This is a genomic window from Thiobacillus sp. (assembly GCF_024708915.1).
This window is the reverse complement of sequence record NZ_JANJXQ010000073.1, coordinates 36,559-58,189: the sequence shown is the minus strand read 5'-3', so window position 1 is coordinate 58,189 and position 21,631 is coordinate 36,559. Positions and strand designations below refer to the sequence as shown.

General features: G+C 67.2%; 26 protein-coding genes and 4 pseudogenes. 11 read left to right on the top strand and 19 right to left on the bottom strand.

Going from position 1 to position 21,631, the window contains the following annotated elements:
• From Q0L94_RS05870 to grxD, 8 genes and pseudogenes are all read left to right on the top strand, one after another.
• Positions 1-550 (top strand): annotated as a pseudogene (locus Q0L94_RS05870) (glutamyl-tRNA reductase); the annotation flags it as partial.
• Positions 547-1,629 carry a peptide chain release factor 1 gene (gene prfA / locus Q0L94_RS05865; protein ID WP_296751148.1) on the top strand — a complete coding sequence of 361 codons (1,083 nt, stop codon included), beginning with the start codon at positions 547-549 and terminating at the stop codon, positions 1,627-1,629. The pseudogene Q0L94_RS05870 and the gene prfA, both read left to right, overlap by 4 nt.
• Positions 1,630-1,632: 3 nt before the next feature.
• Positions 1,633-2,514 carry a peptide chain release factor N(5)-glutamine methyltransferase gene (gene prmC / locus Q0L94_RS05860; protein ID WP_296751145.1) on the top strand — a complete coding sequence of 294 codons (882 nt, stop codon included), beginning with the start codon at positions 1,633-1,635 and terminating at the stop codon, positions 2,512-2,514.
• Between the two features lie 140 nt (positions 2,515-2,654).
• Positions 2,655-3,296 carry a hypothetical protein gene (locus Q0L94_RS05855; protein ID WP_296751143.1) on the top strand — a complete coding sequence of 214 codons (642 nt, stop codon included), beginning with the start codon at positions 2,655-2,657 and terminating at the stop codon, positions 3,294-3,296.
• Positions 3,297-3,300: 4 nt separating this feature from the next.
• Positions 3,301-3,573: an HPr-rel-A system PqqD family peptide chaperone gene (locus Q0L94_RS05850; RefSeq protein WP_296751140.1), complete on the top strand. Its 273-nt coding sequence runs from the start codon at positions 3,301-3,303 to the stop codon at positions 3,571-3,573.
• Complete coding sequence (locus tag Q0L94_RS05845; protein ID WP_296751137.1) at positions 3,570-4,490, top strand: HprK-related kinase A; 921 nt, start codon at positions 3,570-3,572, stop codon at positions 4,488-4,490. The genes Q0L94_RS05850 and Q0L94_RS05845 overlap by 4 nt, the downstream gene beginning before the upstream one ends.
• Before the next feature lie 5 nt (positions 4,491-4,495).
• Positions 4,496-5,593 (top strand): nucleotidyltransferase family protein, encoded by a 1,098-nt coding sequence (locus tag Q0L94_RS05840; RefSeq protein ID WP_296751134.1) that lies wholly within the window; start codon positions 4,496-4,498, stop codon positions 5,591-5,593.
• Positions 5,594-5,656: 63 nt separating this feature from the next.
• Positions 5,657-5,977 (top strand): Grx4 family monothiol glutaredoxin, encoded by a 321-nt coding sequence (gene grxD, locus Q0L94_RS05835; RefSeq protein ID WP_296751131.1) that lies wholly within the window; start codon positions 5,657-5,659, stop codon positions 5,975-5,977.
• Positions 5,978-6,010: 33 nt separating this feature from the next.
• On the opposite strand, the gene Q0L94_RS05830 is transcribed toward grxD, so the two are convergent.
• Both Q0L94_RS05830 and Q0L94_RS05825 read right to left on the bottom strand, forming a co-directional pair.
• A complete protein-coding gene (locus Q0L94_RS05830; protein WP_296751129.1) occupies positions 6,011-6,577 on the bottom strand; it encodes a hypothetical protein in 567 nt (188 codons plus the stop codon).
• 79 nt (positions 6,578-6,656) lie between these two features.
• A pseudogene (locus Q0L94_RS05825) lies at positions 6,657-6,710 on the bottom strand (hypothetical protein); the annotation flags it as partial.
• A gap of 360 nt (positions 6,711-7,070) precedes the next feature.
• Here Q0L94_RS05825 and Q0L94_RS05820 point away from each other — a divergent pair.
• Positions 7,071-7,601 carry a GNAT family N-acetyltransferase gene (locus Q0L94_RS05820; protein ID WP_296751127.1) on the top strand — a complete coding sequence of 177 codons (531 nt, stop codon included), beginning with the start codon at positions 7,071-7,073 and terminating at the stop codon, positions 7,599-7,601.
• Between the two features lie 30 nt (positions 7,602-7,631).
• Here Q0L94_RS05820 and Q0L94_RS05815 read toward each other — a convergent pair whose 3' ends face one another.
• From Q0L94_RS05815 to Q0L94_RS05800, 4 genes and pseudogenes are all read right to left on the bottom strand, one after another.
• On the bottom strand, positions 7,632-8,315 hold the full coding sequence (locus tag Q0L94_RS05815; protein WP_296751124.1) for an alkylmercury lyase family protein: 684 nt from the start codon (positions 8,313-8,315) through the stop codon (positions 7,632-7,634).
• Between the two features lie 62 nt (positions 8,316-8,377).
• The gene (locus Q0L94_RS05810; RefSeq protein ID WP_296751153.1) at positions 8,378-8,587 is read right to left on the bottom strand and encodes a hypothetical protein; all 210 of its coding nucleotides are present in this window, start codon (positions 8,585-8,587) and stop codon (positions 8,378-8,380) included.
• A 13-nt stretch (positions 8,588-8,600) separates the two neighbouring features.
• Positions 8,601-8,777, bottom strand: a pseudogene (locus Q0L94_RS05805) (chromate transporter); the annotation flags it as partial.
• Positions 8,778-8,978: 201 nt separating this feature from the next.
• Positions 8,979-9,491, bottom strand: a complete 513-nt coding sequence (locus Q0L94_RS05800) for a hypothetical protein (protein ID WP_296751122.1) — start codon at positions 9,489-9,491, stop codon at positions 8,979-8,981.
• Between the two features lie 164 nt (positions 9,492-9,655).
• On the opposite strand from Q0L94_RS05800, the gene Q0L94_RS05795 reads away from it, so the two are divergent.
• Positions 9,656-11,110, top strand: a complete 1,455-nt coding sequence (locus Q0L94_RS05795) for a phospholipase D family protein (RefSeq protein ID WP_296751119.1) — start codon at positions 9,656-9,658, stop codon at positions 11,108-11,110.
• 30 nt (positions 11,111-11,140) lie between these two features.
• Here Q0L94_RS05795 and Q0L94_RS05790 read toward each other — a convergent pair whose 3' ends face one another.
• The 6 genes from Q0L94_RS05790 to Q0L94_RS05765 all read right to left on the bottom strand — a co-directional run bounded on the left by Q0L94_RS05790 (position 11,141) and on the right by Q0L94_RS05765 (position 15,649).
• On the bottom strand, positions 11,141-11,350 hold the full coding sequence (locus tag Q0L94_RS05790; RefSeq protein WP_296751117.1) for a hypothetical protein: 210 nt from the start codon (positions 11,348-11,350) through the stop codon (positions 11,141-11,143).
• A 144-nt stretch (positions 11,351-11,494) separates the two neighbouring features.
• Positions 11,495-12,109, bottom strand: coding sequence for a hypothetical protein (locus tag Q0L94_RS05785; protein ID WP_296751114.1), 615 nt, complete (start codon positions 12,107-12,109; stop codon positions 11,495-11,497).
• Positions 12,106-12,741, bottom strand: coding sequence for an SCO family protein (locus tag Q0L94_RS05780; protein WP_296751111.1), 636 nt, complete (start codon positions 12,739-12,741; stop codon positions 12,106-12,108). The genes Q0L94_RS05785 and Q0L94_RS05780 overlap by 4 nt, the downstream gene beginning before the upstream one ends.
• A gap of 7 nt (positions 12,742-12,748) precedes the next feature.
• The gene (locus Q0L94_RS05775; RefSeq protein WP_296751108.1) at positions 12,749-13,342 is read right to left on the bottom strand and encodes a cytochrome c; all 594 of its coding nucleotides are present in this window, start codon (positions 13,340-13,342) and stop codon (positions 12,749-12,751) included.
• A 14-nt stretch (positions 13,343-13,356) separates the two neighbouring features.
• Positions 13,357-14,004: a cbb3-type cytochrome c oxidase subunit II gene (locus Q0L94_RS05770; RefSeq protein WP_296751105.1), complete on the bottom strand. Its 648-nt coding sequence runs from the start codon at positions 14,002-14,004 to the stop codon at positions 13,357-13,359.
• Positions 13,994-15,649: a cbb3-type cytochrome c oxidase subunit I gene (locus Q0L94_RS05765; protein WP_296751102.1), complete on the bottom strand. Its 1,656-nt coding sequence runs from the start codon at positions 15,647-15,649 to the stop codon at positions 13,994-13,996. The genes Q0L94_RS05770 and Q0L94_RS05765 overlap by 11 nt, the downstream gene beginning before the upstream one ends.
• Positions 15,650-15,869: 220 nt before the next feature.
• Between Q0L94_RS05765 and Q0L94_RS05760 the strand changes: the two are divergent.
• Positions 15,870-16,209 (top strand): annotated as a pseudogene (locus Q0L94_RS05760) (hypothetical protein); the annotation flags it as partial.
• A gap of 51 nt (positions 16,210-16,260) precedes the next feature.
• Here the strand turns inward: Q0L94_RS05760 and Q0L94_RS05755 are convergent.
• The 7 genes from Q0L94_RS05755 to Q0L94_RS05725 form a co-directional block, all read right to left on the bottom strand.
• A complete protein-coding gene (locus Q0L94_RS05755; RefSeq protein ID WP_296751099.1) occupies positions 16,261-16,632 on the bottom strand; it encodes a cytochrome c in 372 nt (123 codons plus the stop codon).
• The gene (locus Q0L94_RS05750; protein ID WP_296751096.1) at positions 16,632-18,272 is read right to left on the bottom strand and encodes an FAD-binding oxidoreductase; all 1,641 of its coding nucleotides are present in this window, start codon (positions 18,270-18,272) and stop codon (positions 16,632-16,634) included. The genes Q0L94_RS05755 and Q0L94_RS05750 overlap by 1 nt, the downstream gene beginning before the upstream one ends.
• Positions 18,269-18,715: a hypothetical protein gene (locus tag Q0L94_RS05745; RefSeq protein ID WP_296751092.1), complete on the bottom strand. Its 447-nt coding sequence runs from the start codon at positions 18,713-18,715 to the stop codon at positions 18,269-18,271. Before Q0L94_RS05745 ends, Q0L94_RS05750 begins: the two co-directional genes overlap by 4 nt.
• Before the next feature lie 17 nt (positions 18,716-18,732).
• Positions 18,733-19,479: an SDR family NAD(P)-dependent oxidoreductase gene (locus tag Q0L94_RS05740; RefSeq protein WP_296751089.1), complete on the bottom strand. Its 747-nt coding sequence runs from the start codon at positions 19,477-19,479 to the stop codon at positions 18,733-18,735.
• Complete coding sequence (locus Q0L94_RS05735; RefSeq protein WP_296751086.1) at positions 19,476-19,709, bottom strand: NAD(P)-binding domain-containing protein; 234 nt, start codon at positions 19,707-19,709, stop codon at positions 19,476-19,478. Before Q0L94_RS05735 ends, Q0L94_RS05740 begins: the two co-directional genes overlap by 4 nt.
• A gap of 84 nt (positions 19,710-19,793) precedes the next feature.
• Positions 19,794-19,970 (bottom strand): hypothetical protein, encoded by a 177-nt coding sequence (locus tag Q0L94_RS05730; RefSeq protein WP_296751084.1) that lies wholly within the window; start codon positions 19,968-19,970, stop codon positions 19,794-19,796.
• 3 nt (positions 19,971-19,973) lie between these two features.
• A complete protein-coding gene (locus tag Q0L94_RS05725) occupies positions 19,974-21,617 on the bottom strand; it encodes an L-lactate permease (protein WP_296751081.1) in 1,644 nt (547 codons plus the stop codon).
• Positions 21,618-21,631: the final 14 nt, after the last annotated feature.

The following is a 21,631-nucleotide window of genomic DNA, read 5'->3' as shown; positions in this document are numbered from 1 at the left end:
CGAACTGCCCGGCTACGACATCATCGTCACCTCGACCGCGAGTCCGCTGCCCATCCTCGGCAAGGGCATGCTCGAACGCGCGATCAAGCAGCGCCGCCATCGCCCGATTTTCATCGTCGACCTGGCGGTGCCGCGCGACGTTGAGGCCGAAGTCGCCGACCTGGCCGACGTCTTCCTCTACAGCGTGGACGACCTCGGCCAGGTGGTGCGCGAAGGCCTGGACAACCGCGTGGCGCAAGTAGCGCAAGCCGAGGCGATCATCGAAACCAGCGTGGAAAGCTTCGTGCACTGGATGGAGGGGCGCGAACTGGTGCCGCTGATCCGCTCACTGCGGGATGCCGCCGAACGCCACCGCCGCCACGAAATCGAAAAGGCCGACAAGGCGCTGGCGCGCGGCGACGACCCACGGGCAGTGCTCGACGCGATGAGCCACGCACTCGCCAACAAGCTGCTGCACGCCCCCACCCACGCGCTCAACCACGCCACCCGCAGCGAGCGCGACCAGTTCGTCCACCTCATCAGCCAACTCTACGGGCTGCATCACGAATGAAGCCCTCCCTGGCGGACAAGCTCGCTCGCGCCGACGAGCGACTGGAGGAACTCGACGCCCTGCTGTCGCAGCCGGAAATCGCCGGCGACATGGAAAGCTACCGCAAGCTCACCCGCGAGCACGCCGACCTCACGCCGGTGGTGGCGTTGTATCGCCAGTACCGGCAAGTCGAGGCCGACCAGAAAACCGCCGGCGAGATGCTCGCCGATCCGGACCTGCGCGAGCTCGCCGAGGCCGAACTCGCCGACGGCGCAGCCCGCATCGCGCAGCTGGAAACCCAGCTGCAAACCGCGCTGCTGCCGAAAGACCCCAACGACGAACGCAACATCTTCCTGGAAATCCGCGCCGGCACCGGCGGCGACGAATCGGCGCTGTTCGCCGGCAATCTGCTGCGCATGTACACGCGCCACGCCGAGCGCTGCGGATGGCGCGTCGAAGTGGTGTCGGAGAACCCCGGCGAAGTCGGCGGCTACAAGGAAGCCATCGTGCGCATCGTCGGCCACGGCGCCTACTCGCGGCTGAAGTTCGAATCGGGCGGCCACCGCGTGCAGCGCGTGCCGGAAACCGAATCGCAGGGCCGCATCCACACTTCGGCCTGCACCGTGGCGGTGATGCCGGAAGCCGACGAAGTCGGCGAGGTCGACATCAACCCGGCCGATCTGCGCATCGACACGTTTCGTGCGTCCGGCGCGGGCGGCCAGCACATCAACAAGACCGATTCCGCGGTGCGCATCACCCATCTGCCCACCGGCCTGGTGGTCGAATGCCAGGACGACCGCTCGCAGCACCGCAACCGCGCGCAGGCGATGAGCGTGCTGGCGGCGCGCCTGAAGGACCGCCAGCTGCAGCAGCAGCAGTCGGCCGAGGCCAGCACCCGCAAGAGCCTGATCGGCAGCGGCGACCGTTCCGACCGCATCCGCACCTACAACTTCCCGCAGGGGCGCATCACCGACCACCGCATCAATCTCACGCTGTACAAGATCGACGCGATGATGGACGGCGATCTCGCCGAACTGCTCGATGCGCTGGCGGCCGAGCATCAGGCCGAACTGCTGGCGACGCTTTCGGGTGAGGGGTAAGGCGTGAGGCATGCGGCGGCCACGGTCGCCGGTCAGCTCGATACCGCCGCTGTCCGCATTGCCGCGACACTTGGGCTGGAAAAACGCGAAGCCCGGCTGGAGGCGCGCGTGCTGGCGGCGTTTGCCTGGAAGGTTACCCCGGCCTGGCTGATCGCGCACGGCACCGACACGCCGACCGACGCGCAAACCGCAGCGGCCGACGCCCTGCTGAGCCGCAGGCTGGCAGGCGAACCCATCGCCTATCTGGTCGGCGCCCGCGAATTCTACGGCCGTCCATTTGAGGTTTCGCCCGCAGTCCTGATCCCGCGTCCCGATACCGAGTTGCTGGTCGAACTGGCGCTGGCGCACATGCCGCCCGGCCAGGCCGTGGAGGTGCTCGACCTTGGCACCGGCAGCGGCTGCGTTGCCATTACCCTGGCGCTGGAACGCCCGCTTGCGCAGGTGACTGCGCTCGATCGCTCCCCGGCCGCGCTGGCCGTCGCACAGCGCAATGCCGCCCGCCTCGACGCCCATGTCGAGTTTCTGAGCAGCGACTGGTTCGCCGCATTCATGCCCCCCAGGGTACTCGGCGGGCGGCACTTCGACCTCATCGTCGGCAATCCGCCCTATATCGCCGCCGGCGATCCGCATCTGGAGCGCGGCGACATCCGCTTCGAGCCGCTCGCCGCGCTGGCCGCCGGCCGCGACGGCCTGGACGACCTGCGCCGGCTGGCCGCAAGCGCCGGCGCCCATCTCAAGCCCGGCGGCACGCTGCTGCTGGAACATGGCTACGATCAGGCGGACGCCGTCCAGGCCTTGCTGCGGGCCAGCGGCTTCCAGCGCCCCCGGAGCTGGACGGACCTGTCCGGGATTCGCCGCGTCAGCGGCGGCCATCTGTCGGAATAATTTACACGCCCGCGCCGTCCGGCAGCATGCGGCATGGTGGCGGCCTGCATGCGGTGGGCGTTTCAGGCTGGCCGATGTAATATTGGTGCGATTCTTGCTGTAATTAGCGGGACGAATCCAAACAATGATCGAGGCTTGCCATGTCTGACCGCACACCCGAAACCCACGACACGTCGCCCGAGGCGCCCCAGAACGACGCAATCGATCAGTCCCGCCGCCGACTTACCGGCGCTGCGCTGGGCGTGTCGGCGGTGTTCACGCTGGCCAGCCGCCCGGTATGGGCCAGCCAGTGCAGCATCTCGGGCATGGTGTCCGGCAACCTGTCCGCGCCCAAGGGCGCGGCCTGCGCCGGTTGCACCCCGGGTTACTGGAGCAAATGCCAGCACCTGGATTCCTGGGCCGCGACCGGCTACAGCCCGAACGATTCGTTCAATACGGTTTTCGGGGTCACGCAATACATCAACCTGAGAACCAACCAGCCCTACACCCTGCTCCAGGTGCTGGGCATGCAGGGCAACGGCAACTGCACGCCGGACAAGGTGCAGCCGAATTGCAACGCCAAACCCAACGGGCCCGCCATCGGCAACATGGGCTGCGACCCCGTTTCCGTCAACCTCGGCTTCCATGCGGTCGCCGCCCTGCTCAATTCCGCGCATCCGGACGTCAACTTCGGCTACACCCCGGGCGAATTGACCGAACTCTTCCGCAACAACCTGCATCGAGCCGCCGAACTCAAGGATTCGCTCGCCATGCTGAACGAGCGCGGCTGTCCGCTGAACTGATGCGATGGCGCCCGCTACGCCTCTCGCGTCGCGTCTGCTGAAAAGCTGGGGAGACGAAGCGGTCGTCTACGATACGGCGTCGGGCGACACCCATTATCTGAAACCCCTGACGCTGGCGTTGTATCAGCTCTGCCATGATCATCCCGGTTATACCTCGGTCGGCCTCGCCACAGCATTGGCGGCACGCCTCGGCGTGGCGAACACACCGCAATTCCATGAATCGATTGAAGACACCCTCGCCAGCCTGCGCGCAATTGGGCTGCTGAAACCCGCATGAAACTGCTGCAACTGCCCCCCGCCGAGTTGCGCAGGCAGCTGGCCGGAACCGGCGTCTGGCTGCGCACCGGGCCATTTTCGCTCAAGGTGCAGTCGCGCATCCCGCACGTGGCGGAAGGCCTGGCCGAACTCTACGGCCAGTTCGAGGTGCGCAGCGCGCACGAGGCCTTTGCCGATTTTCACGTGTCGGTCAATCCGCCCGCCAGTCTGCGCCGCTGGCTGCGCCCCCAGGTCGCTTTTTCGTTCGACGGCATGCGCCCTTTCAAGCCGCTGCCGCGCGACCAGGCTTTTCCGATGCTGGAATGGGGCCTCAACTGGTGCGTGTCGACGCAGGCGCATCACTTCCTCATCATCCACGCCGCCGTCGTCGAAAAAAATGGCCTGGCGGCGATTCTGCCCGCCCCGCCCGGCTCCGGAAAAAGCACGCTGACCGCCGGCCTGGTGCTGTCGGGCTGGCGCCTGCTGTCCGACGAACTCACCCTGATCAACCGCAAAACCGGCCTGATTCAGCCGCTGCCGCGTCCGGTCAGCCTGAAAAACCAGTCGATCGAAGTCATCCGCCAGTTCGACCCGGAAGCCTACATCAACCGTGCCTCGCACGACACCGTCAAAGGCACGGTGGCGCACATGCGGCCGCCGCGCGACAGCGTGTTGCGCCAGCACGAAGCGGCGCGTCCCGGCTGGGTGATTTTCCCCAAGTGGCAGGCCGGTGCGCCCGCCACCCTCAGCCCACGCCCGCAAGCCCAGACCTTCATGTTCCTGGCACAAAACGCATTCAATTACAGTCATTTGGGCGCCGACGGCTTTCGTGTCGGCACCGCCTTGATCGACCAGACGGCATGCTACGATTTCCGCTACGGACAATTGCGCGAGGCCGTCGCCGCATTCGACCGCCTGGCCGAGCGCCGTATTTCCTGAACCGCATGAAATCCACCTCCCGCGATCTGCTCGCCTGCACCCTGCGCTCGCCCGATTCCATCAGCCGTTTTTCCAGCAGCGAATGGGACACCCTGGTGCGGCAGGCCCGGGCGGCGGGTCTGCTGGCGCGCCTGGCGCACCGTTTTCATCGGCACGGTCTGACCGCCGCGATACCGGGCGTGGCGCGCTGGCATTTCGATGCAGCCAGAACGCTGGCCGACAAGCAGCGAACAGCCGTGCGCTGGGAGTTGCAGCAGATCCGCACCGCGCTGGCCGACCTCGACGTCCCGCTGATCGTGCTCAAGGGCGCAGCCTACGTCGCCGCCGACCTGCCCGCCGCCGAAGGGCGGCTGTTCAACGACATCGACATCCTGGTGCCGCGCGAGTATCTGCCGCGGGCCGAGTCCTCGCTCATGCTGGCCAGCTGGCACGCCAGTGGACTGTCGGAATACGACAAGCGCTATTACCGCCGCTGGATGCACGAGATCCCCCCGATGCAGCATATCCAGCGCGCCACCGTGATCGACGTGCACCACGCGATCCTGCCCGACACCGCGCGCTACCATCCCGACTCCGCCAAGCTGCGCAGCCGCGCCGTCGCGGTGGAAAGCCTGCCCGGCGTCTATGTGCTGGCGGCGGAAGACCGCATCCTGCATTCCGCCACCCATCTGTTCCACGACGGCGAACTGCCGCACGGCCTGCGCGACCTGACCGACCTCGACCTGCTGCTGCGCGACGCCGCCGTGGATCGCGAATTCTGGCCGCGCCTGGCCGCACGCGCCAGCGAACTGCAGTTGAGCCGCCCATTGTTCTACGCGCTGCGTTATCTGCGCTATTTTCTCGACACGCCCATCCCCGGCAGCATGATCGCCACGCTGGATGCCGCCGCACCCAATCGCGCCACGCTCGCCCTGATGGACAGCATTTTCAGGCGCGCGCTGGCGCCCGCCCACGCCAGTTGTGCCGATGCTTTCACGCCGGCCGCGCGCCTGGCCGCCTTCATCCGCGCCCACTGGCTGCGCATGCCTCCGCAACTGCTGATTCCGCACCTGCTCCACAAGGCATTCGTCAGCCCCTACCCGCGCACCCCCAAACCGGCTTGACGCCGACTTCGCCGCGCGTATAATTCCCGAGCATTCCAGTCAAGTATTATTCAGGAGCCTGCCATGACCCCCCTCGATCGCATTCGTGACCAAGTCACCAACAATACCGTCGTGCTGTACATGAAAGGCACGCCCCAGTTTCCGCAATGCGGTTTTTCGTCGCGCGCGGCGCAAGTGCTGCAGGCCTGCGGCCTGAAGGATTTTCTGGCGGTGAACGTGCTGGCTGATCCGGAAATCTTCGAAAACCTGAAGTACTACGCCAACTGGCCGACCTTCCCGCAGCTTTACGTCAAAGGCGAACTGATCGGCGGCTGCGACATCATGATCGACATGTACCAGAAGGGCGAGATCCAGAAGTTGCTGGAAGAAGCTCAGGCCGCCTGACGCGCCGTCCAGCACCGCGCAAAAAAGCCGACTTCATGTCGGCTCCAGACCCTGCCTCGGCGGGGTTTTTTGTTTTGCGCCGACGTCAGCCCGGCACTTCACCGGGCCGCGCCCAGCCGGCCTTAGCCAAGCTTCAGGATTCGCCGTGCGCCGTTGAGCACGACGAGACCGATGAGTGTGCCGATCACCAGATCCGGGAGGGCGAGCCCGTCCAGGCGACCAGTGCGCCGGCGGCAATCCCATGCCCATCATGAGCATGAACTGGGGCTCGCTGCCGAACACGGCGCGCCGGATCACTTCCGCCAATGCCCCCAGCGCGAGCGCTGCCTGAAGCCAGCCGGCAATGTGCGCGGCCTTCAGCTTCAGCGCCGCAGCGCGGCCTACGGCGTACAGCGCAAGCCCGTAAACCGCGGCGTCCGCGAACATGTCGAGCGAGTCAGCGATGAGGCCGGTGGACTGGGCCATGACGCCCACGACCATCTCGAAGACGAACATCGCCCCGTTGATGCCGAGCAGCAGCTTCAGCGTCCGGGCCTCGGCGGCGTCGCCCTCGGGGTCGGGGCTGAGCACCGATCCGGCGCGCTCGGTGTTTTCCAGCACGCGCGCACCCAGGTTCAGCGGAACTGAGGCGGGCCAACACCGCGTCGGGTTCTCCTTCGTGGGCCACGGTCAGCTCGCGGGCCTTCAGGTCGAACGCCAAGGCGCCCACCCCCGACGCATCCGCCAGAGCCATGCGAATGAGGTTTTCCTCGGAGGGGCAATCCATCCTGGGGACGGAGAATCGGCTCAGCCGCGAGGCGCCACCGGCGGAAACCGGCCCGGGTACGGCCTGCGAACCGCGACTGCCGGAGCAGCTATCGCCCTGGCATGTGTTCGTGGCCATGACTACAAACCCTCAAATCGATGTGGATTGATGCTGCTTCCATTCAAAACGCTCAGACAGACAGGGCGTCTGGCAACTGGAGAAAAGCCGCATGATAATTGGCGAACGGGTGTTGATGGCAGGCTGTGCCGTTCCCGCCATCCGCTCCTGCGCAGCCGAATTTTTCTGCTGGCGCCTTCGCGTACAGCCCCCCATCTTCTGGAGACCCGCATGACGAAAGGCCGCATCGTACAGTGTTCGCTGGACAGGCACGCATCGGCCATTCTGGATATCCTCAATGAAGCGATCCTGAATTCGACCGCCCTGTACGACTACGTGCCGCGGGCTCCGGAGAGCATGGGGCCGTGGTTCGCGGCCAGGGAGCAGGGCAACTTCCCGGTCATCGGCGTCGAGGACGAGGACGGCGCGCTGCTGGCGTTCGGCAGCCTGGGGACGTTTCGGGCATGGCCGGCCTACAAGTACACGGTCGAACACGCCGTGTACGTGCACAAGGACCATCGCGGCCGCGGCCTGGGCCATGAAGTCATGCTGGCCTTGATCGCAGCGGCCCGGCAGCGCGGCGTGCACGCCATGGTGGGCGGCATCGACGCGGCCAACTCGGGCAGCATTGCGCTGCACGAACGCCTGGGGTTCCGGCACGTGGGGACGCTCCCGCAGGTGGGTTTCAAGTTCGGGCGGTGGCTGGATCTGTCGTTCTACCAACTGCTTCTGGACGGGCCGCCGAATCCGGTCGACGGTTGAGCCGGACGTGCCCGCACCCTGCATGGCCTCTCAGAATCGGGCCCGTCCCGTATCATCCGCAAGCGTCCAGACGGGGCCATCCAGATGGTGGCGGGCGAACAGCTCGATCGCTTCCCGCAGCGTCCACTTGGTCCAATCTGCATCGGCGTGGCGTGCATACCATTGGCGGGCGAAGTTCCATATCTGCTCGATGGGGCGCACATCGCCCTTCGGGATGCCTCGGGACGCGCACCATGCGTCCACCTGAGCCTCGTCGCGGAACAGCAGTTGCACCGAGCACGTATAGACGACGTTGTCCCAGGCCTGCTTCATCGGGACCGGGAAATGCACGACGTAGTCGGTGTCGAGCAGCCTGCCGTTCTCGATCCGGATGACGGCGTGGTCGTCGATCGCACCCAGCCGCGTTTCGATGGTGGCCGATCCGCCGGCCAGATGCGCGAGACCTAAAGAACACCAGACACAGTTTCCCCACCATCTGCGTGTTCCGGATTTGACGACGCAGGTCGTCGGGGCCGCGGAGAACGGGTGGGCAATCCAGACCTCGTCGGAATGGGGGTGCAGCACGACGCCGTGGTTGTCGGCGAGAGCGCGCAGCGCCTGGCGGGCCTGCGCTGCATCGCAGCGGAAGCGCTCGGCGATCTCGCGCACCGTCGGCGGGCGCTGTTGCTTCAGAAAACCCGAGATGATGGCTTCGTGCAGGCTTGCATCGTTCATGGCGGTTCTTCCTTACCTGTGGTCGAGCATGTGAAATTCCGCGTCGGGGAGGCTGCTTCGCATCAGTTGCTCACCGCCATGATCCAGCCCGCCAGTCCGGCCAGCAGCACCACGAGCGCCGGCGGCATGCGCCAGACCGTCAGCAGCCCGAACAGGAGCAAGGCCAGCCCGAAATCCGCCTTGCCGTGGATGGCGCTCGTCCACACCGGGTCGTACAGGGCGGACAGCAGAATGCCGGCCATCGCGGTCTGGATGCCCGCGCGATGGCGCAAGCCCTCCCAGAATGGCGCGACCCAGTCCCAGCGCCATGCCCACCTGGCTGGTGGCCGGCCCCGGCAGGAACTGGCACAGGGCGACCAGGTCGGCGTAGCTGCGGTCGTCCAGCCAGCGGCGGCGCTCGACGAACTCCGTGCGGAAATAGCCCAGATGCGCGATCGGCCCGCCGAAGGACGTGAGCCCCAGCTTGAGGAAGGCGCCAAAAACCTCGGCAGGCGTACCGCGTGCTGCCGCGGCTTCGCGGCGTGGGACGCCGGTGGCGTCCGTCATGGGTGCATCGCTTTCCCGGTGAGTGTCCGGATGGGCGATGTGGGTTCCGGTTTTTCCTTCATGGCGAATCACGATGACGAAAAATGGATGTTCTGCCGCGGTTCAGTCCGGGCCGGTTCAATGGTCGCCCAGGAAATTCTTCAGCAGTACGATACCCAGCGACAGGGCCAGCACGGCGGCAACGATGACACCCGTGCGAAACCAGTCGGCCTGGCGGCTCCGGGCCACCGTCACCGCAGCGAGGGCGATGTAAGCGATCAATACCACGGTGATGGCCGCCGTCTCCCATGTCGCGGGCACCAGCCAGGACGTCAGGGTGAGCGCCACCCCGACGCTGGCCGCCCCGGCCACGCCGGCGGCGCTATGGAGCAGGGCTTCACGCCGGCCTTCCCCGGTATCGGTTGCGATGGCGGCCAGGCTGAAAGCGAACCAGTGCGCCACGACCAGGCCCAGAAGTATCCCCCACAACGCCCGAATCGGGCTTTCGGCGCCATGGCCGGTCTGCACGAGGGTGCCGATTGCCGCAAGCAGGCTGATCGAGACGTACAGGCCCATCGTCATCCATTCGCGTGCCAGATGACGGTCGTGCGGAACGCCGGGGGGCGGCGCCAGGTGCCGGTTACGTTTCATGGAGAAGTTGTCCTGCAAAATTCAAAGACGCAGCCGAGAAACCGACTATACCTATGCGGTGATTGATCCGGAAATACGGCGGCTCGGAGACGACCGCAGCACGTCACGCATCGGATCGGGCCGGTTGCGTGCGCCGCCCAAGCTGGGTTAAGGTCTGCCGCGCCATGAACGACAGTGCACTCGAAGCCGCCATCGCGCCGCTGGCCGCCGCGCATCCGGGATGCTCCGGCATCCATCCACTGCCCGACGGGCTCGACGCATTCGCTGCGCGCATGCTGCTGGCGCGCGCCGCCGAGCGCACGCTCGACGTGCAGTACTACATCTGGGACGACGACAAGACCGGCACGCTGCTGTTCAACGCCTTGCGCGCCGCGGCCGACCGCGGCGTGCGGGTGCGCCTGCTGCTCGACGACCACAACACGGTCGGGCTCGACGAGAAGCTGGCCGAGCTCGACACGCATCCGAACCTGGAGGTGCGGCTGTTCAATCCGCTGCGCATTCGCCGGCCGCGCTGGATCAATTACCTGATCGATTTCACGCGCGTCAACCGGCGCATGCACAACAAATCGTTCACCGCCGACGCGGTGGCCACCATCGTCGGCGGGCGCAACGTCGCCGACAAGTACTTCGACGCGACCGACGAAATCGTGTTCGCCGATCTCGACGTGCTCGCGGTCGGCCCGGTGGCGCGCGATGTCGCGGTCGACTTCGAGCGCTACTGGAACAGCGTGTCGGCGTGTCCGGTGCACCGTCTGATTCCGCGTCTGACCGATGCGCGCCGCGCCGAGCTGGCGGCGCAGGCGGCCGAGCTCGAGCGCAGCCCGGCGGTGGCCGCGTATGTGCGCGCGGTGCACGAGCTTGCGTCGCTGCGGCAACTGCTGCAGGGGCAGCTCGCGCTCGAATGGGCGCCGGTGCACGTGCTGAGCGACGATCCGGCCAAGGCGCGCGGACGCGCCGGGCGCCGGCAGCAGATGTCGTTCAGGCTCGATGCGATCGTTGGCGACTCGGTATCGAGCTTCGATCTGGTGTCGGCCTACTTCGTGCCGACCGCGCGCGGCGTCGAGGCGTTGGCGCAGCTCGCACGGCGCGGCGTCGCGATCCGCATCCTGACCAATTCGCTGGCGGCCACCGACGTCGCCGCGGTGCACGCCGGCTACGCCAAGCGGCGCCGGCCGCTGCTGCGCGCCGGCATCGAGCTGCTCGAATGGCGGCTTGCGCCGCAAGCGCCGCGCATACGCAAGCGGGTGGGGCTCGGTTCGGGCTCGGGCGGCAGCGCGGGCAAGAGCTCGGCGGCCAGTCTGCACGCGAAAACTTTCTCGGTCGATCGCCGCAGCGTCTTCATCGGTTCGTTTAACTTCGATCCGCGCTCGGCACGCCTGAACACCGAACTCGGCGTCATCATCGACAGCCCCGCGCTGGCGTGCCGCATCGCCGCCGGGATCAGCGAACATCTGGCGCAGACGGCCTGGACAGTGTCGCTGTCGCCCGACGGTGCGCTGCGCTGGCGCGGCGAGCGCGACGGGCGGCCCGAGCAGCACGACGTCGAGCCGCAGACGCGGCTCCATCAGCGCGCCGGCGTCTGGCTGCTGTCGCTGCTGCCGATCGAGTGGCTGCTGTGAGCGGGCAGGCGTTCGCTCGGCGTGCGGTGACTATTTGTTCATGTTCATGAGGTCCAGCAGCGAACAGCTCGTCTTGCGAACGAGAAGACAGTCGGCGCTGCCGGGCGTGTGCTCGAACGCGCAACTGAGGCGTTGCAACATCGCCCAGTCTTCCGCGCTGTAGGCCTGCGGCGGAAGATTGGGCGGGTAGTACACGCAGCCCGAACAAAGCTCGGCGGTGTCAGTCGGATTCGTGGACATGGTATCGAGGCGTGGCGCCGTCCTCGTCGTGATCGGGCAAGCGGATTTTACCCGTGCCATGACCGGCCTGCCTTGTGGTTTCAGATAGACCTGACGCCCCTTGTCTCTGGCCGCTGCCGGAACGCGCAGGCTGCCGGAAGATTCTCAGTGATCGCTCGCCGTCAGCTTCGCGCCCGCGCCCTCGCGCCGCACCAGCCACCAGGCCACATGCGCGAGCCAGGCCATGGCCAGCACGGCCGCCAAGGCGATGAGCCAGTGCCCCAGGCGCGCCTGGTCGTCGAGCAGGTAGGCGTTGCACAGGCGCAGCGGGGCGTCGATGTACAGTTGTCCCACCACCACCATCATGGGCAGCACATTGCCGAGGAAAAAGCCCTGCAGCACCAGCCCGGCCGCGTTCCATGACAGGCGCAACGCGGCCCCGGCCAGCAGCAGGGCGGCGCACTTGAGCGTTTCGACCAGCACGTCGTTCAGCGCCAGGTCGAGCACGCGCGGCACCATCAGCACCGACAGCACCACGCCCACGCCCGCCAGGCCGGCGATGCCATGGGCGTTCCAGCGTGCGAGGCGACGCTGCGCGCCGGGCCCCAGGGTGCCCGCCATCAGCGCACCGGCCAGCAGCCACAACGGATATTGCAGCAGCATGTGGCGCCACATGCTGGCCTCCAGCAGATGGCGCAATGGGAGGCCGGCCAGCAGCGCGAGCAGCAGCAGCCCCGCCAGCCCCTGGCGCGCAGGTGTGAACCAGGCCAGCCGCCTCATTGCGGCCTCCGCGCCAGGTGGCGCGCATAGTCCAGCGCCATCTGCTGTTCGGCCATATCGAAGATGCGCACCATGCGGCCGCGCGCGTCGAACACCAGCAGGGCGGCGTTGTGTTCGTAGTTGCCCCGGCCGTCGGGCACCACGACCACGCCCAGGCGGCGCAGCAGCGCCCGCTGCTGCGCGCCGTCCGGCACGCGCACGAAGCGCCACAGCGCCGGGTCGGCGCGCAGGCCGCGCGCATAGGCCTGCAGGGCGGCGGGGTCGTCGCGCGCACCGTCGAAACTGATGGACAGCAGCCTGACCCCGGGCGTGTGGCCTGCCGTCCGGTCGGCCTGCAGGGCGGCTTGCAGCTGCTGGAAGCTGCTGCCCAGGGACAGGCACAGGGTCTCGCAATGGGTGTAGATGAAATCCACTATCGTGGCGCCGCCATCGGTAGTCAGCAACGCGGGCAGGTCCGGCGCCGTCACGGCGGGGCCTTGCACCGCCACCGGCGGCACCGGGACGGGGCGCAAGGCCACCTCCAGGCGGCGCGCGCCCTCGTCCGTCCAGACCTGAAAATCGCAGGTCAGCCAGCGGGCGGCCGCCCAGCCGCCAAGCAGGAACAGGACGCAGAGCAGGACGGTACGCAGCATGGCCGCATCACTTCTGCAGGGTCTTGAGCGCGGCCTCGCCCTCGAACGGCGTGGTGCGGCTGCCTTCCTGGCGCGCCTCGGCAAACAGATCGGGCTGCACGGCCCCGGCCTTGTTGGACCAGTTGCCGCGGATGTAGCTGGCGATGGCCGCGAGCTCGGCGTCGCTCAAATGCTGAAAGCTGGGCATGGCGCCCGCGTACTTGCTGCCCTTGACGATGAGATCGCCCGTGATGCCGTGCAGCAGGATGTTGGCCAGCACGCGTGTGTCACCCTGCACCCATTCCGAGCCATCGAGCGGCGGGAACACGCCCGGCAGGCCCATGCCCGTGGCCTGGTGACAGGCGACGCATTGCGCGGCGAACAAGGCCTTGCCGTCGACGGCCGCACCCGGCGCGGCGGGTGCGGGGCCGGAGAGTTCGGCCACGGTGCGCTGGTCTCCATAGCGGGATAGATCCAAGGGTTCGGTGTACAGAATGTAACCCACTGCCCACAGCACCATGAAGACCACCACCAGCAGGATGACCAGCGGCATGGGCCGGATGGCTTCTTCTGGATCGATGTTTTCGCGCCGTTGCGCGCGTGTGTCCGGGTCTTGGCTCATCGCGACGGTCCTTTTCATTGCAGCGGACCCGGCTTGTCGGCCGGCGGCGCAGAGGATGGCTGGGCGCCGGGGGCCGCATGGGGCTCGGGCGGCAGGATGGGATATTCGCGCTTCAGCGACAGCAGATACTTCACCAGGTCCTGCATCTCGGGCTTGGCCACCACCACCTTGCCCGCCGGCGCGATGCCCGGCGGCAGATTGATGGCCTCCTCGCCCGGATCGAGCCTGTCCTTGACATCGAACAGATAGGGATAGGGCGGCATGATCGAGCCGGGCACATAGGCGCGCGGCTGGTACAGGTGGCCCAGGTGCCAGTCCTTGCTGGGCTGGCGCACGCCGATATTGAGCAGATCCGGCCCGGTACGCATGCTGCCCAGCAGGTGCGGCCTGTCGTAGTAGTAGTCGCCCGGTACCGAAGCGCGGCCCCAGCCGCGCTTGGCGTCCGGCGCAAAGCTCTCGGAGCGCGGCTGCTGGCTGTGGCAGTACATGCAGCCGTTGGCGATATAGACCGCACGCCCGCGCAGCTCGGCGCTGGTATAGGGTTTGAGCCCCTCGGGCGGCTTGACGTCGCGCACCTGGATGTAGGGCAGGATCACCAGCGCCGAGACGGCGATGGCGAAAGTGACCATGGCGCCGGCGGCCAGTTTGGATTCATTCTCCATGAGCCACCCCCCCGGCCTGGGGCTGCGGCGCGAACAGCGCGGCACCGGCCCGATCGGGGCCGAAGCGCAGCGCCATGGCCAGGAAGTGGCCGACGAAAATCAGGTGGCTGGCCACCATCAGGGTGCCGCCCACACTGCGCCATTGCAGCCACGGAATGGTCACGGCGACCGAGTCCATGAAGGGCCGGGACGCATCCAGCATGGCCAGCCCCTGCAGCCAGCCGCCGTAGGTGAGGCCACCGAAATAGATCAGGATGCCGACGGCCGCGAGCCAGAAGTGCCAGGAGATCAGCCTGGGGAAGGGCCATTCCCAATGCAGGATGCGCGGCATCATGAAATAGATGGCGCCAAACAGCACCATGGTGACGAAGCCGTAGGCGCCCAGATGGGCGTGCGCCACGGTGAAATGGGTGAAGTGCGCCACCTGCTGTACCGAGCGCAGGGCCTCGAACGAGCCCTGCAGCGACGACAGCATGTACATCAGGCCGCCGAACATCATGAAGCGCAGCGTGGGCGAATACAGCGCAAGGCGCATGCGTCCGCGCATCGTCAGCGCCATGTTGATCGAGAAGGCCAGCACCGGCACGATCATCATCATGCTCTGCACGATGGACAGCGTGACCAGCCAGCCCGGCACCGGCCCGCCCACCAGATGGTGTCCGCCGACCTGGGCGTAGAAAAAAGCCAGCGTCCAGAAGCCCAGAATGGACAGGTTGTACGACCTGATGGGCCGCGCAATGATCTTGGGCAGGAAGTAATAGATGGCGCCAACGGCCACCGGCGTGAACCACAGCCCCAGCACGTTGTGGCCATACCACCAGTTCATCGTCGCCTGCTGCACGCCGAAGTGCACCCCCGGCAGCTTGCCGACGATGAACAGCGTGGTGATCCACAGCAGGGCCGCAATGTGATACCAGCTCGTCACGTACAGCGACTCGGTCTTGCGGTTGACCAGCGTGTAGAGCACCGGGCCGATGATGCAGACCATGCCGGCGGCAAAGAAGATGCCGATCTGCCAGGGCATCTCCAGATACTCCAGACCATCGGTCCAGCCGATGCCGATGGCGCCGACGGCGCTGGCAACGGCCACGTTGACCAGCGCGCCGCCGATCATGATCCACATCGGGCCGATCAGCGGCCGGCGCATCAGGCGCGGCATGAGCCAGATGATGATGCCCAGCTCGGCGTTGGTGATCCAGCCGTAGAGCACGGCCGTCAGGTGCACGGTGCGGATGCGCCCGAAGGTCATCCAGGCCTCGCTCACCAGCCAGTCGGGCCAGTGCAGCTTGAGCGAGGCCGTGAGGCCGGCGATGCCGCCGAACAACAGCCACATGCAGGCAAAGGCGACGAACATGAAAACCGGAAACGCGCTGGAGCGGTCGGCGACGATGCGGTCCTCGATCTCCTGGGCGTCCGGCGGGTGGACGGAGTCGCCTGGCTCGGCCGCCACGGCCTGAAAGCGCCTGTGCCCGACCTGGCCCAGCGCCGGATCGTCGGCATGGCCGATTTCGCCGGAGACGAAGATGGCGGAAGCAGCCTTGGGATTCTCGACCAGCAGGCCCTTGCGCAGCGACCAGATGAAGGCAAACAGGGCGATGATCGATATCAGGAAGGCGCTCAGGAGGCTAAGAATGGCACTGTCCATGAATACGTGTTCCTCCGTGCGGTTGCGCCGCGCCTCATGCATTCATGAAACGCGGCGCTACCGTTCTGTCTCCCCTGATCCGCAACCCCTGAATTCCAGCCCCTGGCCTGCCGGTTTTATTTATATCACACTGTGATACAAATTCCAGAGGCTTGACGCCCGCAGCCCGGCCCCGATGTGTGAGGCAAGCCGAAAAGGATGGCGTCCGGCGGATCGTGTAATTGACGATCCGGAGGGCGAGAATGGAACGGAGACGAAGGGGAACTACACGCCCGAATTTCGGGCGGCGGCCGTCAAGCGGGTGGAGGCGACAGGCATGCCGGCAGGGAGGGCGGCGAAGCGGCGCTCGATCCCGAAAGCAGCCTGGACAACTGGGTGCGGGCGGCCATGTGCCGGGTGCTGGATGTTTCGGAGAGCGGTTACCGCGCTTGGCGGATACGCCCGCCGTCACCCGAGCGCAGGCCAATGCGCGGCTGGAAGTCGAGATCAGGGCGGCGCACGAACGGACGCGGCAGACCTCCGGCCCTGAGCGTCTGCAAGCCGATTGGGCCGACATCGGTCGCCTATATTTGGCGACCGGTGAGTCAGTTCCAAATAGAACGAAACAGACCCTATTCCGTGCCGGCCGTGTCGCGTGCCAGATAGGCACCGAGATCGGCGAGTTCCGCGTCGTTGATCTCGGTCTTGCGGAAGAAGGGCATGATCGAGATGCCGTGGCGCACAAACACCGCGACCAGCTCCGGCGTCAGTCCGGGGCGTTCGGCCAGTGCGGCCGGAACGGCGCCCTGGTAGCGGAATTCCAGTGCCTGGGTGCCGGGATGTCCGGGGCCGGCGCCGTGACAGGACACGCACCATTGCTGGTAGATCGCGCGGCCGCGCTCGATTTGCGCCGGGTCGTGCGGCTTCGCGGCTTCCTGTGCCAGGCTCGGCGACGAGCCGAAGGTCAGCGCCGCCGCGGCGGCGATCAGCAGTGCCGATTTCATCATGCCTTCCCCCGGAACCGCTTCGGCCAGATCCCGCCGCGTCCGGGCGCGATGATCCCGTTGGGGTCGATCGCGTCCTTGAGCCTGGTCCGGAATTTCAGCAGCGCGTTGTCGTTGAACGAATAGGTCTTGGCGACGACGTCCTGGAACGCCGGCCCGGTGCGGTACTCGGTCCAGCCGTGCTGTGCCGCCAGTTCCACCAGCTTCACGTACTGCTCGCGGACCTTGGCGTTGCGCGCCTTGTCGCTGCGCGAGACGAAGAACGGCACCATGAAGATGAAGGTGCGGTGCACCCAGTACGCCGGGGCGGTGAACGGGCCGACGATCGCCGGGGTGATGCCCAGTTCCTGCACCGCCTTGCCGAACACCTGGTGCGCCTTGATCAGTTCCTCGCCGCTGCGCGAGATGATCGACCCGAGCCAGACGTGGCCATCCTGGGGGTCCGGCACGACCCTGGAGCGTGCGCCGATCGAGAAGATCGACATGTTCGGGATGCCGAGCGCGACCTGGTGGTGCACCTTCTTCTTGGTCGCCTCGTCGAGCGGCAGCGCGTAGGACTCGACCTCCTCGAACTTCACGCCGTCGATGCCGGCCAGCTTCTTCTGCGCGTACTTCCAGTTGGCGTAGACCGTTTCCTTCGGCCCGTAGAAATTGAGCAGCACGCGCCAGTACTCCATGCCGCGGCTGCGCGCGTACTTCTCGAACTCTTCCGCGCTGGCGCCGCCCGGCCTGGCATGCATGTCCAGCAGTTCCTGGTCGGCCTGCACCCGCTCGGGCTCCATCATCAGCGTCATCAGGTCCAGCGGCGATGAATAGCGCGGGTTCCCGATCAGGCCCTGGTCCTCCAGGTAGTTGACGATGTCGACCAGCGGCACGATGTCGCGGTAGCGCGGCACCGAGACCTGGCACGAGAGGAAGTGCTCGGGCTCGGGCATCATCCAGAAGCCCATCTTGGTGACGATGCCGAAGTTCGATTGCGCGAACAGACCGTCGACGTAGGGACCGTAACCGTACTTGTTTTCGCCCCAGGTTTTGGCGCCCGGCACGGCGGCCATGCCGGTGCGCATGACTTCGCCGTCCGGCAGCACCACCTCCATGCCGCAGTGGGCGCCGAAGTGGTCGCGAAACTCGCCCCAGGTGTAGCCGACGCCATGATCCAGCGCGTTGCCGAGCGGACTGCCCCAGCCCGGGTCGGGGATGTCCATCATCACCTTGAGCCCGCGTTCCTGGATGTACCGGTACAGGTCGAAGTAGGACACGCCCGGCTCGACGATGCAGAAGTTGCGCTTGTCGTCGACCTCGATCACCTTGTTCATGCGCTTGAGGTCGACGATGACGCTGCCGGAGAGGTTGGGCGCCGAGCCGCCGTAGCCGAGGTTCTTGCCGGTGGAGATGGCGAACAGAGGAATCTTGTGCTGATTCGCGGCGCGCACCACCGCCTGCACCTGCTCGACCGTTTCCGGCGCCACGGCGGCGGAGGCCACCAGTTCGTCGGCCTCGTCCCACGACACGGAGTACGCGTCGCGGTAGAGCGCCACGTCCTCGTCGCTGGTGAACACCCATTGCTCGCCGACGATGCGGCGGAACGCGGCCATCGCCGCATTGAAGTCCTTCGTGCTGACGCCTGCGGGCAGTTTCATCGCGGGTTCCTTGCGAGGTTGGAGATGCGCGGCGCGATCACCCAGGGATGGAGCTGTTCGCCGCCGCTGCTCACGGGCTCGCCGCGCGAGATCACGCGCATGCCGTGGTCCCAGCCGATCCGTTCCAGCAGGAACAAGGCCGGGTACGTGGTCAGGCCTGCGATCACCGTCGGCTGCGCCCACCAGGCGTCGAGCACGCCTTCGGTCCAGAGTCCGGAGATGTCGCCGTCGAAGGCGTGGGCGGTGACGCCGCGGCTGCGCGCCGCGGCGCCGAAGGCCGCGCTGGCCGGCAGGTCGGGCTGGTAGAGGGCCGCGTCCAAGCGCGGCGTCGATGCGTCCGGCAGTGGGCCGGCGGCGCCGGCCCAGCTTGCGAGCGCGGGCCCGCCGAACGCCAGCCCGCTCACCGCGAGGCCGCTCTGGAGGAAACGTCTGCGTGTGATCATCTGCGATTCTCCCGGTGTCAGCGCGCCAGCGTGCCGCCATCGACCGGGAAGAACGCACCGGTGACGAAACTGGCCTTGGGGCTGGCGAGCCACAGCACCATTTCGGCGACCTCGCTCACTTCGCCCATCCGTCCGAGCGGATGGATCTTGTCGAGCTTGGCGCGCTCTTCCGGCGGGAAGAAGTTGATGAGATCGGTCTTGATGAAGCCGGGGCCGACCGCGTTGGCGCGGATTCCCTGTTCGGCGTAGTCGAGCGCGATCGTCTTCGTCAAACCGACGACGCCGTGCTTGGCGCTGCAATAGGGGCTGAGCCCAGCCGAGCCGACCGCGCCGCCCACGCTGGCCATGTTGACGATGGCGCCGCCGCCCGCCTCCAGCATGGCCGGAATCTGCGCGTGTACCGCGTAGAACACACCCGACAGGTCGATCCGGATGACCCGGTCCCAGGTCTCGATCGGAATCTCGGCCGCTGGCGCCAGATCGTGGCTGATACCGGCATTGTTGACGGCGATGTCGAGCTGACCGTACTCGGCCTTGGCGCGCGCCACGAGTTCCACGTGGTAGGCGGGGTCGGCCACATCGCCCTGGACGAAAATTGCGGTGCCGCCGGAAGCGTGAATCGTATCGAGGGTTTCCTGCCCGCCCTGGGCGGCAATGTCGGCCAGGACGACGCTGGCGCCTTCGCGCGCGAACGCCAGGGCGATGCCCCGGCCGAGGCCCGCGCCCGCGCCGGTGACGATCGCGGTTTTGTTCTGCAGCATCATGGTGTCTCCTCGTTCGTGTTTTCGTAAGCAAGATAGTTGATGATGCCGCTGAAGTCCTGGCCCGCGAAATCGCCCACCGCTTCCCGGCCCGATGCGGCCGTTGCTGTTCCGGCCTCGGCGGCGGCCTGCATGGCGTCTCGGGACAGATCGAACGCGGTGACGCGATGGCCGGCTCTCACCAGATTCTTGCCCATGCCCATGTGTTCCAGACCGATGATCGCGACGTTCATGAAATCTCCTGGCCAGCAGCGGTGCAACGATAAGGTGATGCTTTCCGGCTTGAGTTTAACCTTGCCGGTGTCAATGCGCGCGTCCTACCCGATTCCGTCCCCGGCCCAGCGCGTGGCCAGGGACATCACCATCGCGGCTGCGACGGCGATCAGGCCGAGTCCCCAGACCCACGCCCGGTCCTGCGCCAGGCCGGACACGATCAAGCCCAGCGCCACGGCGATCAGGGCGCTGGCGCCGAGCTGCAGTCCGCGCATACTCATCGGTCAGGCCCCCGTTCCAGCGAACCGGTACAGCCCGAGCGTGGCCAGCGAGATCAGCGCACCGGTGCCGACGGCCCACGGAACGGCCTTGCGCAGCACGCCCCCGACCAGGGACGGATCGCCGACCGTGGTCGCGCCGAGCAGCGCGTCGGCGGGCGAGATCGCGTTGCCCACCGCGCCACCCGCCACCTGCGCAGCCAGGGCGAGCGGGACCGGGACGCCTTCGGCCTCGGCGCCGGTGACCTGGAGCGGGCCGAACAGGACGTTCGATGCGGTGCTCGACGAGGTGGCCAGCGAGCCGAGCATGGCGATGAAGTTCGCCGATGCCAGATACGCCGTGCTGCCGGCCACGGCGCTCAGGCCGAGCGCGAGCACGGCGATCTCGCCCGAATGGCTCATCACCGCGCTCATCAGCATCAACGCCGTGACGCTCGTCGTCACCGGCAGGGCGTCGCCTGCCGCACGCTGCACCAGACCGGCGACGCGGGTGCCCTGCGGATAGCGGCCGTCGCGCTGGAACAGCAGGTAGCCGAGCCATGCTGCCAGCAGCAGGAAGGTGCCGGGATGGGTGAGCGGCGTGAATGCCGCATAGGCGTCCACGGCGCCCTCGACGATGCCGTATCCGGTTTCCGTGGCGGGAAACGGCGGGCCGACGCTCACCGTCTCCAGCACCTCGCGCAGCGGCGCGACGGTCAGCACGACCACCGCGATCACGCCGAGGAACAGGTAGGGCGCGAACGCGAGCGCGAGCGTCATCGGCGGCCGCTCTCCCTGCGCGCCGCCCGCGTCGGCCGACGGTTCCGGTTCCTCGCGGTCGAAGATCCGGTCGGGCTCGTCGTCGTCCTCCTGCCGGTAGAAGCGCCACTGCGACAGCAGCAGCGCCGCCACCAGCCCGGCCGCGCAGGCGATGAACATGGCAATGGGCAGCAGCGTCGGCAGCAGCAGCCACAGCAGCCCGCCGTGCAGCAGCGAAATGGCCAGGATCGCCGGCAGTCCGCGGCGCAGCGCCCAGGTGCCGCCATACAGCCAGGCGATCATCAGTCCGCCGCTGAGGTTGGCGATCGACACCAGCACGACGGCGCTGCGCAGGGTGGCGGTCGGATCGGCAACCTCCACCACCGATTCCAGTGCCATCCACGGCGCGCCGAGCGAACCGAAGGCGTTCGCCCACGCGCCGCCGATGATCGGCAGCAGCACGGCATGCAGCGGCTTCACCCCGAGCCCGAGCAGGATCGGCGCGACCACCGCCAGCGGCGCACCGAAGCCGGCGATCGACTGGATGAAGGAAGTGAGCAGCCAGGCGAACACCAGGATCACCATCAGGCGGTCGGGAATCAGCCGCAGCACGCCGCGCTGGATCGCCTGGAACGCGTTGGCGCCGTTCGCGACCCGGTACAGGATCAGCGCCGGCCAGACGATGTACAGGATGAAGATCGCATCCCAGATGCCCTTTCCGGACGCGACCGCAATCGCCTCCAGCGGCGTGCGGAACAGCGTCACCGCGACCAGCGCGGCCACCGCCAGCGCGACCGGCGCCGCGGACGAGGTCGACCAGCCGCGCCACATCAGCAGCGCCAGCAGCACCAGGATCGGCAGCAACGCGGCCAGCACCGAGGCCGGCGAGACCGGGAGCGTGCTGTCGATCATGCGCGGGGGTGGCG

Coding starts and splice junctions, on each gene's coding strand:
- prfA (WP_296751148.1), top strand. CDS start 547: ATGAAGCCCTCCCTGGCGGACAAGCTCGCTCGCGCCGACGAGCGACTG.
- Q0L94_RS05855 (WP_296751143.1), top strand. CDS start 2,655: ATGTCTGACCGCACACCCGAAACCCACGACACGTCGCCCGAGGCGCCC.
- Q0L94_RS05850 (WP_296751140.1), top strand. CDS start 3,301: ATGGCGCCCGCTACGCCTCTCGCGTCGCGTCTGCTGAAAAGCTGGGGA.
- Q0L94_RS05845 (WP_296751137.1), top strand. CDS start 3,570: ATGAAACTGCTGCAACTGCCCCCCGCCGAGTTGCGCAGGCAGCTGGCC.
- Q0L94_RS05840 (WP_296751134.1), top strand. CDS start 4,496: ATGAAATCCACCTCCCGCGATCTGCTCGCCTGCACCCTGCGCTCGCCC.
- grxD (WP_296751131.1), top strand. CDS start 5,657: ATGACCCCCCTCGATCGCATTCGTGACCAAGTCACCAACAATACCGTC.
- Q0L94_RS05820 (WP_296751127.1), top strand. CDS start 7,071: ATGACGAAAGGCCGCATCGTACAGTGTTCGCTGGACAGGCACGCATCG.
- Q0L94_RS05815 (WP_296751124.1), bottom strand. CDS start 8,315: ATGAACGATGCAAGCCTGCACGAAGCCATCATCTCGGGTTTTCTGAAG.
- Q0L94_RS05800 (WP_296751122.1), bottom strand. CDS start 9,491: ATGAAACGTAACCGGCACCTGGCGCCGCCCCCCGGCGTTCCGCACGAC.
- Q0L94_RS05795 (WP_296751119.1), top strand. CDS start 9,656: ATGAACGACAGTGCACTCGAAGCCGCCATCGCGCCGCTGGCCGCCGCG.
- Q0L94_RS05790 (WP_296751117.1), bottom strand. CDS start 11,350: ATGTCCACGAATCCGACTGACACCGCCGAGCTTTGTTCGGGCTGCGTG.
- Q0L94_RS05785 (WP_296751114.1), bottom strand. CDS start 12,109: ATGAGGCGGCTGGCCTGGTTCACACCTGCGCGCCAGGGGCTGGCGGGG.
- Q0L94_RS05780 (WP_296751111.1), bottom strand. CDS start 12,741: ATGCTGCGTACCGTCCTGCTCTGCGTCCTGTTCCTGCTTGGCGGCTGG.
- Q0L94_RS05775 (WP_296751108.1), bottom strand. CDS start 13,342: ATGAGCCAAGACCCGGACACACGCGCGCAACGGCGCGAAAACATCGAT.
- Q0L94_RS05770 (WP_296751105.1), bottom strand. CDS start 14,004: ATGGAGAATGAATCCAAACTGGCCGCCGGCGCCATGGTCACTTTCGCC.
- Q0L94_RS05765 (WP_296751102.1), bottom strand. CDS start 15,649: ATGGACAGTGCCATTCTTAGCCTCCTGAGCGCCTTCCTGATATCGATC.
- Q0L94_RS05755 (WP_296751099.1), bottom strand. CDS start 16,632: ATGAAATCGGCACTGCTGATCGCCGCCGCGGCGGCGCTGACCTTCGGC.
- Q0L94_RS05750 (WP_296751096.1), bottom strand. CDS start 18,272: ATGAAACTGCCCGCAGGCGTCAGCACGAAGGACTTCAATGCGGCGATG.
- Q0L94_RS05745 (WP_296751092.1), bottom strand. CDS start 18,715: ATGATCACACGCAGACGTTTCCTCCAGAGCGGCCTCGCGGTGAGCGGG.
- Q0L94_RS05740 (WP_296751089.1), bottom strand. CDS start 19,479: ATGATGCTGCAGAACAAAACCGCGATCGTCACCGGCGCGGGCGCGGGC.
- Q0L94_RS05735 (WP_296751086.1), bottom strand. CDS start 19,709: ATGAACGTCGCGATCATCGGTCTGGAACACATGGGCATGGGCAAGAAT.
- Q0L94_RS05730 (WP_296751084.1), bottom strand. CDS start 19,970: ATGAGTATGCGCGGACTGCAGCTCGGCGCCAGCGCCCTGATCGCCGTG.
- Q0L94_RS05725 (WP_296751081.1), bottom strand. CDS start 21,617: ATGATCGACAGCACGCTCCCGGTCTCGCCGGCCTCGGTGCTGGCCGCG.